The organism is Caballeronia choica, from assembly GCF_001544535.1.
GTDB lineage: Bacteria > Pseudomonadota > Gammaproteobacteria > Burkholderiales > Burkholderiaceae > Caballeronia > Caballeronia choica.
This window is the reverse complement of sequence record NZ_FCON02000205.1, coordinates 1-10183: the sequence shown is the minus strand read 5'-3', so window position 1 is coordinate 10183 and position 10183 is coordinate 1. Positions and strand designations below refer to the sequence as shown.

Annotated in this window: 7 protein-coding genes and 1 pseudogene; all 8 read right to left on the bottom strand. The window is 60.4% G+C overall.

All coding sequences use genetic code 11. From position 1 onward, the window contains the following. Positions 1-303: 303 nt before the first annotated feature. A complete protein-coding gene (locus tag AWB68_RS39555; protein WP_087649637.1) occupies positions 304-1371 on the bottom strand; it encodes an SDR family oxidoreductase in 1068 nt (355 codons plus the stop codon). Positions 1372-1760: 389 nt separating this feature from the next. Beyond that, entirely contained in the window at positions 1761-2879 is a 1119-nt protein-coding gene (locus tag AWB68_RS39550; RefSeq protein WP_087649636.1) for an enoyl-CoA hydratase/isomerase family protein, read from the bottom strand. Between the two features lie 493 nt (positions 2880-3372). Next, positions 3373-4275 carry an SMP-30/gluconolactonase/LRE family protein gene (locus AWB68_RS39545; protein ID WP_087649635.1) on the bottom strand — a complete coding sequence of 301 codons (903 nt, stop codon included), beginning with the start codon at positions 4273-4275 and terminating at the stop codon, positions 3373-3375. A 186-nt stretch (positions 4276-4461) separates the two neighbouring features. Continuing rightward, entirely contained in the window at positions 4462-6561 is a 2100-nt protein-coding gene (locus AWB68_RS39540; protein WP_087649634.1) for an ABC transporter permease subunit, read from the bottom strand. A gap of 37 nt (positions 6562-6598) precedes the next feature. Then, positions 6599-8107: a sugar ABC transporter ATP-binding protein gene (locus AWB68_RS39535; RefSeq protein ID WP_087649633.1), complete on the bottom strand. Its 1509-nt coding sequence runs from the start codon at positions 8105-8107 to the stop codon at positions 6599-6601. A gap of 24 nt (positions 8108-8131) precedes the next feature. Beyond that, a complete protein-coding gene (locus tag AWB68_RS39530) occupies positions 8132-9259 on the bottom strand; it encodes a sugar ABC transporter substrate-binding protein (protein ID WP_087649632.1) in 1128 nt (375 codons plus the stop codon). Between the two features lie 31 nt (positions 9260-9290). Continuing rightward, on the bottom strand, positions 9291-10037 hold the full coding sequence (locus AWB68_RS39525) for an N-acyl homoserine lactonase family protein (RefSeq protein ID WP_445344364.1): 747 nt from the start codon (positions 10035-10037) through the stop codon (positions 9291-9293). A 38-nt stretch (positions 10038-10075) separates the two neighbouring features. Beyond that, positions 10076-10183 (bottom strand): annotated as a pseudogene (locus AWB68_RS47470) (3-keto-5-aminohexanoate cleavage protein); the annotation flags it as partial.

Here is a 10183-nt window from a genome sequence, read left to right as displayed (position 1 = left end):
ACCAGCATGCGCTACAGATCCCTTGGTACGACATCTGTACTTTGCTCAAATACGACATTACTACTTTGCCCCTACAGTGCTCAGCAGGATAAGACCTTTTATGTCAAATCGCCACTTGCCGCGGCGATTCTTTGCTGATTGATGCGGTAGTTGGACTGCTGAGCGTCCGGCGAGAAACGCATGAAAAAGCCTTGATCCAGTGTTCGAGGCCGCCTCCCAAGAGGCGGCCTCGAACGTCGCCTTTCCGCTTTTTAATTGAGGCCGCTAGCACAGGATCCGAAGAGCAGGTCGCGCCGAGTCATGTCATTGCGGAATGACGCGCTCAACCTTAAGCCGGTCAAACAACTCAAAGAAGGCGTCGGACGTGCTCTGATAGTCCAGGAATCCCGCCTCGCGGCTCTTCGTCATATCGGTGAGCACCTCCATCGGACGGCCAAGGTCGGCGTCCGTGTGCCACCATGACGCCAGCCTGCCGATATCCGTTTCGACCAGATCGAACCGTGCCGCGATCTTGGACCATTGCTCCCCCGTATCCTGCATCCGGTGTTCAAGCGGACGCATCTTGCCGTCGAATGGCGCAGCTTCGATGCCGAAGTATTCCGCGATTCGCGACCACATCCAGCTCCAGCGGAATACGTCGCCGTTGACCACGTTGAAGTCCGCGTTGTGCGCGTTTGCAGAGGTCGCGGCCCATTCGAGGTGGCGCGCCAGTAGCCGGGCGTCGGTCATGTCGGTCAGACTGTTCCATTGCGTTGCAGAACCAGGAAACACGAAAGGTTCGCCAGCCTGTTTGCAAAGCGACGCGTAGACGGCTAGCGTCACTCCCATATTCATCGCGTTCCCGACAGCGTAACCGATGATCGTATGCGGGCGATGCACGCTCCAGCCGAAGCCGTAACGCCGCGCGGCGTCGAAGAGCCGGTCTTCCTGTTCATAGTAGAAATTGTCGACCGGCTGGCGCCCTTGCTCTTCACGAAACGGCGTGACGGGCACAGCGCCTGTTGCATACGCCTCGAATGGCCCGAGGTAATGCTTCAGGCCGGTGACGAGCGCCGCGTGTGACATGCCACCCGACGGCCCGAGCGCGTCCAGCAAATGAGCCACCATGCCACCATTCACGCGAATATTTTCCTTCTCGGTGGCCTGGCGAGCCCATGCGGTAAAAAACACGTGGCTGAAAGTTCGGCCGGCGAGCGCCTTGCTAACAGAGTCAGCCGAAGTCAGATCGGCTGTAATCGATTCTATGGCCGGCGACACGGCCGTTCGGCCGCGCGAAAGTCCTGCAACGGTCCAGCCGGTCGAGAGCAACTGGTCGGCCAGACTGCTGCCGACGATGCCGCTTGCCCCAATGATGAGCGCCCGTTTTGCCATGAGAGAGTTGGTCAAGATGAAGAAGCCTGTTGACTCGGGCTGGTTTTCAACCGATCGATCTATGCCCGAGGAGTGAACGCGTCTCAAGCGAGTCGCGTTAGATCCCGTCGAACGAAGGGTGGCTCGGCGACACGCCGCGGAAAGCCACGCCTAGGTTCGATAATGCACCGTACCACAGTGGCCCCTGAATGGCGTCGCGGTTGCAGCGCAAGCGAAGCCGCAAACCGATCATCACTTTCGTTGTACGCGTGATTCAGGTAGAGCAGCGCGACCATCAGCCGGATGGACAGGCGCGGGCGCCCTAGCAGCGCTGATGCCTGCACCCGCGAGCTAGGAAAGTTCGGAAGAAACTTGCGCGAAGGTGAATGCGCGCTGCAACAGACCTCGGTTCACGATGCGCCAAGACCTTCTAGCGGGTGCATGTCACCCTTCCATGGCGACGCCAGAAAGTGTTGGACCCGTTCGGCGTGCACTTCGGCAAGCGTCACTGGCTCCCAGCGAGGCCGTTGGTCCTTGTCGACGATCAGAGCACGCACGCCCTCAAGGAAATCGCCCTCGGAAATCGCTCGATACACGATTCCCAGTTCCATGCGGAAGCAGTCGGCGAGCGCCAGCTGGCGGCCACGCAGCAGCGCGTGATAGGTCACCTCCAGCATGCATGGCGAGTTGCTCGTGAGTGCGGCGAGCGTCGCCGTAGACCACTCTGTCGGCGTATCCTGTTGCAGGCTCCGGACGATTGACTCAATGCCATCCGCGGCGCTGAAACGTGCCCGGATCTGCTCGCGGTGCGCTTCGAGTTGGGGATGCCCCTCAGTGTTTGCCGGCGGCACGAACGCGCGCCGCAGCGAATCGATTGCCTCTTCACGGCCATCCCAGTGCAGCGTCTCAAGGCGCTGCACGAAGTCGCGGAGCCACGGCGATGGCACGCAAATATCCGCGAGACCGCATGCAACCGCGTCGGCACCGGAGAGCATTGCGCCGGTGAGACCAACGTACAGCTCCAGGTCGAGCGGCATCTTACCCATGAAATACGTCGCCCCGACATCAGGCAGCATGCCAATGCGCGTTTCGGGCATCGCCATGCGTGTGCGCTCAGTCACGATACGGAGTGCAGCGCCTTGCGCGAGCCCCATGCCGCCCCCCATCGCGATGCCGTCCATGAGCGCCACTACCGGCTTCTCAAAGTTGTGTATCGCATAGTCGAGGCGGTATTCGTCAATGAAAAATTGGAGCCACGTCTTATCACGCGTCGCGTCACTCCGCACGGACTCGTAGATCGCGCGGATGTCACCACCAGCGCAGAAGGCTTTTTCGCCTGCGCCGCGTAGGACGACCGCGAGAACCGCATCTTCGGTGCGGCAGCGTTCGAACACCTGCGACAGCCGGCCAATCATTTCATGCGAGAGCGCGTTCAGAGCGCGCGGGCGGTTAAGGGTGACGATCGCCACTCGATTGACGACCTCGAAACCGATTTCCGGCTCATGCTCAATGACCATTTCTGTGCTCATGCGTTCTCCGTACATATTGGCGCGTCTCAACGACGATCGCGACATGCTCGCGACGAGCGACCCCTTTGCAGAACGGCGAGGCGCTCGTTGCTACCGCCTGACCTTCCGCTGCAACCTAATTCGGCCCTCGGCAATGGAGCCATTCGTCTGGGCCGCCTCAGCTTGAGCGAGACCGTTGCTCCATCGAGCCTCGCTTCGACCATCATTCGGCACCCAAATCCAGTCGGTGAGTCCTGAAGCAAATTGCGCACTTTGAACTTCCCTCCATCTGCGCAAGTCGTCGTATCCGCGGCATGTCTATTCAACGGCTCAAGTTCGACCCGTTAATGTAGCTGCCCATAGCCCATTTTAGGAATTGACGCAGCGGTGATTAAAGCGGCGTCCTCTGCTCGGCCACCGCCGGTAGGTGCGATCCCACCGTAGGCACGCTCGAGAGGACGCCGTTAACCTACACATGTCAGGTTTTCACCGCCGCGCCACTCAACGTGTGCTTCTACCCCGCAAACCGAGGCTCTGGCAACCCTTTGACGCCAAGTCCGGTCACGGCAAACAGACCGCCCTTGTTGCGCTCCTTCTGCGGAATGCCCCACATCGGTCGACCCATCGTCGTGACATAGAGGGTGTCAAGATCTGGACCGCCGAACATCACGCTCGTTAAATTGCGCACTGGAAACGGCACGATCCGGTCGAGCGTTCCATCCGGTGCGTAGCGCAGGATGCGCCCGCCGAATACGAGCGCGGACCAGATGAAGCCTTCAGCATCCACCGTTGCACCATCGAAGGTCCCGGCCATGTCGCGTGCGGAAGCAAAGACGCGCCGGTTCGACGCTGCACCCGTCTCAATGTCGTAGTCGTAAGCGTACATCTGCTTGTCGTACGTATCGGTGAAGTAGAGCGTGCGGTTGTCTGGGCTCCAGCACGGTCCGTTTGAGCAACTAATGCCTCCATCGAGCCGCGTGACCTTGCCGTTTGTGTCGAGCCGGTAAAGAGCGCCGCTTCGCGTCGAACGCTGGCCGCGGTCTGCCTCATAGCGATCGAAGTCGTATGCCATCGTTCCCGCAATAAAGCGGCCCTTCCGGTCAACCTTTCCGTCGTTAAAGCGCGTCTCCGGATCATCGCTTTCCGGGTCGGCGATGAGCTGCACCGTTTGCTTCTCGAAGTCGTAGAAGTTCAGGCCGTTCGCGAGCGCTACGACTGCACCGCCCTGCTCGCGCAGCGCCATCGAGCCGATATGGTGCGGCACGAAGAAGCGCTCGACCTCGCTGCCGTCGGCTCGGCAGCGATAAATCTCCGCCGCCGTGCTATCAATCCAGTACAACCGCTCTTCCTTTACGTCCCAAAGAGGCCCTTCGCCAAGATGGTTATTGGCATCGACCAGTAAGCGCGTTTCAATCATCATAGTCTCCGTGTGTCGTACATTAACGGTCCAACTTCCCTGCGGGTTACTTCGTCTAGGGCCAGCGGCGACGCGCAAAGCGAAAATCGAGCGCGTCCTCTGACCCCGCGAGCAAACTCGAGGCTTTACCCTTGCGCGCGGGCCGCGGGGTCGCGGCCGCCAAGCGTCGTAAGTCAACTGTCTCAATCATGCTTTCTTGTCGCGCAGTGTGATCACCGCGGCCAGTACGACGAGGCCGTTAATGATGTCGCGCACAGCTGGCGGCACAGTTGTTCCCGCGAGCAGCGTGCCGAGCGCGGTGAGCAGCAGTGCTCCGCCGAACACGCCGAGGTAGTGCCCGCGCCCGCCCGTGATCAGCGCACCACCCACGACAACGACTGCAATCGACGGCAGCAGGTAAGGATCTCCCATGCCGAGAAACGCCTGGCTGCTGAAACCGGCAAGCAATACCCCGACGATCGCGGAACACAGGCCCGAGAGGCAGTACACGGCGATCAGCGTCGCGCCAACCCGCACACCCGCCAGCTTTGCCGCGATCTGCGAGTTGCCGACCGCATACACGCGCCGTCCGAACGGTGTGCGATGCAAGAGCAACAGCGCCACCACAAGAAAGAGCGGCACGCTCCACGCGGCGAGCGACAGCGGACCGAAGTGGCCGTTTGTGAATTCGCTGATGACTGAGGGTGCCCATCCCTGTGGCGAACCGTTGCAGTAAATCAGCGTAAGTCCTTGTAGCAAGCCGTTCGCCGCAAGCGTGACGACGATCGGCGGTAAGCCGAGCACGACAACGCCGAGGCCGTTGAACAGGCCAACCAACAGGCCAACGCCCAGCACCAGGGGCACCGCCCATGCGGCCGCGCCGTTCGCACCGAATGTGAGGCCAGTGAGCAGTACGCCCGACAGCGTGATCAACCACGGCATCGAGAGGTCAAGTCCACCCGTCAGAATCACTGCACCCTGACCAAGACCGAGGACGGCGAGAAAGAGCGTCAGGGTCAGTAGACTGCTATAGAAATTGGCGCTCGCCAGGACCGAGGGGCCGTAGACAAAGCCGGTGATCGCAACGACGACAATGAAGAGCGCATATGCCGGTACGACGTACTTGACCCATTCGCGATTGCGCTCGATCCAGTCGCTGATGAAGCGCCCCTTCAGTTCCTTGTTTTCGATCGGTTGGAAGTTCGCCACTTCGAAGTTCACGCGCCGCGCGTCACCGCCGTCCTTTACGCGGGTGCCGGTTCGCACCGCTCTGATCCATTGCGAAGCGTACCGTGCGCAATGATGTGCGGCGGAATCCTTTCCGATCGATGAGCCCAGCACAGCCAGGATGAGGATCGCCGCTTCAGCAATCGTCGTGTAGAACGCCGACACGTTCAGAACCAGCAAGATGTTGACGGTGACCATCAGCGTCATCGCGGCGAACACTGTTCCGACGCATCCCCCTCGCCCGCCGCCGAGCCAGGTACCGCCGAGCACGACCGCCGTGAACATCGACAGGAGCAGCGGTCGGCCAACGAGCGGATCGGCCGAACCCGTCTGCGCCGATACATAAAGGCCCGCCGCTGCGTAGAACATGCCTGCAATCGCATACGTTGCGATCCGATATCGGGTGAGTGGCATGCCATTCGCGTAAGCGCCGTCTGGATCACTGCCAAGCGCGTAGAGGCCCACCCCGAAGCGCGTACGCTTCATGAACGACCAAATAAGGAGCGCAAGCACGAGCACGGCCGCCGACATCGGCACTTTGTCCGCGATTAGGTCCGAGGTGATGAAGCCTCCGAACTGCTCACCGATGCTACCGCCGGGCTTATTCTGGATGAGCAGCGTGAGCCCCTGCACCATGAACATCGTGGCAAGCGTAACCACGATCGATTGCAGTCGGAACCACGCGATCACTGCGCCGTTGACAAGGCCGATGCCGCCGCCAATCGCAATGATGAGCGCGACGCCTCCCCATTGCTCAATTGGCGTGCCCTGTACGAAGCGCACGGCGAGAACGTTGGAGAGCGATACAACCGCCGATGCGGACAGATCGAAGCCGCCGGAGAGCACCACGATTGTCTGTCCGATCGCGGCCAGCGCGAGCGTGGTACTGCTCGAAATGACCGACCCTATGTCGTAAAGACCGACGCGTGTCGCAGAAAGCGAGATCCACGCGATTAGCATTGCGAGTAGAGCGCCGACCGCGATAATCAATCCGCGATAGTGATCGACCCGCGCGCCAAACCCTACCCGCGCGCCCGGACGCACAATTTCGCTGTCGGGCGAAGCAATTGCGTTGTTCATGGGAACCTCTGATTGGTTGATGCGTATGATTCGGACTTCAGCTCGACAGCATCTTGCGCATGACCTCTTCTTCGGTCAGCGCGTCGCCTTCGAGTTCGGCGACATTGCGCCCTCGATACATCACTGAGACGCGGTCGCAGACGTTGACTAGTTCTGGCACATCGGTGGAATAGAACAATACCGAGCCGCCCGCCGCGGCAAACGCGCGCATCAGCACGAAGATCTGGTGCTTGGTGCCGACGTCGATACCGCGCGTCGGATCAAACATCAGCCATACGCGGCTTTGCGTGAGCAGCCACTTCGCCATCGCGATCTTTTGCTGGTTGCCGCCGGAGAAAGACAGACATGGCTTGTATATCGCCCTCGGATTCACCTCCATCTCCGCGAGCGAGCGTGCGATCGCGGCCTGCTCGCGCTTGCGGTCGATCAGCCCGAAACGTGAGAAGCGTTTGATGACAGGAAGCGACACGTTCTCGCCGCCCGGAAGGCGCAGAAAAAGCCCCTCGGTTTTGCGGTCTTCGGGTAAAAAGGCAGTCGCTACGCCGGCCTTGAGTGAGTCGGCGGTCGAGGTCAGCGTGACCGGTTTGCCATCGATCAGAATCTGCCCTTGGTCAATGAACTCGGCACCAAAGAGCGCCTCGAACAGCTCGCGTTGGCCCATTCCCTGCAACGCCGCGATACCACGCACCTCGCCTTGCTTTAACGTCAGGTTGAAGTCGGTCACGACACCGTCCACCTTGATGCCCCGCGCCTCCATTGCCGGCGTTTCGCTGCGCACCGGTGCCGGCACCTTCGGCGGATACTTTGCCTCCAATGAACGACCGATCACAAGGCGGATCACGTCGTCATCGGAGATGCTGGCCGTTTCAAATGCACCGACGTCCTTCCCATTGCGATACACCGTGAGGCTGTCGCAGAATTCGCGCACCTCCTGCATCCGGTGCGAGATGAAGACGAAGGTCACGCCGCGCGCCTTCATCTCATCGATACGCCTTGATAGCCACGCGACGTCGCGCCCCGAGAGCGCCGAGGTCGGCTCGTCGAGCAGCAGCACCTGCGGTCCACGCACAATCGCCTTCGCGATCTCAATCTTCTGACGCACGGGTAATGCGAGGTCGCGGATGTACGCTCCTGGGCGTACTTCATGGAGTTCCAACCGGTCGAGCCACTCGGCCGCCAGCCGTTGTGACTCGCGGCGCTTGATCCGTCCAAGCCAGCCGGTCGGTTCGTACGACATCAGCAGGTTCTGCGCGACCGTGAGGTCGCGCACGAGTGTCATTTCCTGGAACGCGGTTTGCACACCGGCGCGATGCGCGTCCTTCGGACCGTGCATCGTCACCTCCTGGCCCATCACGGAGATGCTGCCCTCATCCGGCCGCATCAGTCCCGACAACAGCTTGACAGTTGTCGACTTCCCTGCGCCGTTCTCGCCGAGAAGCGCGTGAACCGCGCCGCGCTTCACCCGGAACGACGCTTTGTCGAGCGCGACGGTCGCGCCGAAGCGCTTCGTGACATTCGACAGATCGATTGCCCAATCGCTCGTCATTGCGTTTCTCCTTAAGCCGCGTTTTCAGTCGGGCTTTCCGCTGAGTGCTGCGTTAAAGCCGACTTCGCTCGTTTCGGCCGAGAAGATGTCGGCGAACCAGCCCGGCGGCACCTTGTCCGACATGAATGCCGTGCAGCCGGCCTTGAGTTCATCGATGGAACCGGTCTTACACAATTTCGATTCCGAGGTCAGAACAAGCGGCAACTTGAGCGTCACATGAGCGGGAAAGTCCTTGCCCTCGAGCTTGCCGACGGCCAACTTCAGCGCCAGCGCGCCCGAGTACGGCGGAGAGCCGTACGAGATAGAGCGATAGCCGATCGAGCGATACGCGCCCGCGCCCTTCACGGTGCCGGGCGGCAGCATCTGCACGCGATGCCCGTTCGACGATTCACCCGCGCACGGCTTGATCTTGTCGTCGGCGATGCCGGCTTCGAGCTGCATCGACGCCGCCGTAAAGCAACCAACTTGCATCCACAGCCCGTCGATCTTGTCCCAGCTGTTGGTCGCGAGGATCTTCGAGAGTTCGGTCTTCGCGGTCGCCTGACTCCACATGCCGGTGCCTTCGGCGACAACTTTGATGCCCGGATACTTCGCGAACACTTCCTTCGCGGCCTCAGTGCGTGCGCGGTCCACCGATGTGCCTGGCACACCGTTGATCAGGACGATGTTGCCTTTGCCATTGATGGTCTTGGCCAGCCATTCCGCCGTCACGGTACCGGCCTGCTTCTGATCAATGGTTACGTTATGCGCGCACGGCTCGGTCACTTCCGCGTCGTAGGCAACTACCACAACGCCCTTCGAGCAAGCGTTCTTGATCGCTCGATTCAAGGCAGTTGGCGAGATCGGATAAACAACGATCGCTTTGGCCCCCGCTTGGACCATCGAGTTGATCTGCTGGATCTGCTTTTGTGCATCGGTGCCGGCGACCTGCACCTCGAGATCCACCTTGTCCTTGAGCGCGGGCGTCGCAGCCATCGCCTTGACCATATTCGCCGCCTCGGTCTGCCAGTCATTGCCGACATAGCTCATCGACAAGTAAACCTTGTACTTGTCGTCCGCCGACGCGTTGCTTGACAGGGTCAGCGCCGCAAGAAATGCGGTGCCAAGCACGAGCCGGCCCGCATTTTGAATCGTGTTCTTGAATGCTTTCATGTCTTCCTCCTATCCTGCATATGGTTAAGGTCTAGCTTTCGATATGCTGCAGACGTGCACTTGCGGGTAATTCGATGCCCGAAGTCCCGGGCACAACGTTGGGGTCATGGCCCGGAATGACGAAGTCGGCGATTTGCCGGATGCGCTTGAGCGAATGCAGTTCGGCGAACGTCTCGTGGACGATGCCCACCGGCACGAGATCGACGATGTTCTCCATGCAGTTAGCGCAGTCGCCAGCAATCATCACGACGCCATCTTCGGTATTGACCGCGACCGACTGATGACCGGGCGTATGGCCCGGTGTTGGGACGACACGGACCCCGGGCACGATGTCGGCGACGCCGTTCACGAAGTGCCAGCGAAAATACGCGAGTGGCTCGCGGCCAATCAGAAATTCCTGGTAGTACGTGGCCTGTGTCGGCAGAGGCCTGCCCGCGTACTCCCACTCGGCAGTCTGAATGACGAAGCGCGCATTTCGAAAAAGCGTATTACCACCGGAGTGGTCGTAATGCAGATGCGTGTTGATGACGATATCGACATCGTCCGCGCTCCAGCCTACGTATTCTTTCAACGCTCGTTCGAGCCGCTGTTCGGGAGCCTGCTCGCATGGACAGACGAAGTTGGACACCCAGGCCGGATCATGAATACCCGTATCAACGACGATTTTCTTCGCAGCACCCACAATTGCCGTCGACCACACGGGGACCTTTATCTGTTGGCCGAAGTAGCGGCCGTAGACCTGCGAGGAGCGATCGACGGTGAGCCAGCCCGTCAACATCGCGACAACCTTCAGGGTGTTCAAGGCCGTCTCCGTTGTTAAAAGTTGGTATCGCTCGCGCCCTTGAGGCCGAGCATCTGGCGTGCTTCATCCGGCGTTGCGATGTCGAGCGACAGTCCCTCGATGATCTGGCGGATCTTCACGAC

Bases quoted from the DNA above. Each gene is read 5' to 3' on its own strand.
- AWB68_RS39555 (WP_087649637.1), bottom strand. From the start codon at position 1,371: ATGGCAAAACGGGCGCTCATCATTGGGGCAAGCGGCATCGTCGGCAGC.
- AWB68_RS39550 (WP_087649636.1), bottom strand. From the start codon at position 2,879: ATGAGCACAGAAATGGTCATTGAGCATGAGCCGGAAATCGGTTTCGAG.
- AWB68_RS39545 (WP_087649635.1), bottom strand. From the start codon at position 4,275: ATGATTGAAACGCGCTTACTGGTCGATGCCAATAACCATCTTGGCGAA.
- AWB68_RS39540 (WP_087649634.1), bottom strand. From the start codon at position 6,561: ATGAACAACGCAATTGCTTCGCCCGACAGCGAAATTGTGCGTCCGGGC.
- AWB68_RS39535 (WP_087649633.1), bottom strand. From the start codon at position 8,107: ATGACGAGCGATTGGGCAATCGATCTGTCGAATGTCACGAAGCGCTTC.
- AWB68_RS39530 (WP_087649632.1), bottom strand. From the start codon at position 9,259: ATGAAAGCATTCAAGAACACGATTCAAAATGCGGGCCGGCTCGTGCTT.
- AWB68_RS39525 (WP_445344364.1), bottom strand. From the start codon at position 10,037: ATGTTGACGGGCTGGCTCACCGTCGATCGCTCCTCGCAGGTCTACGGC.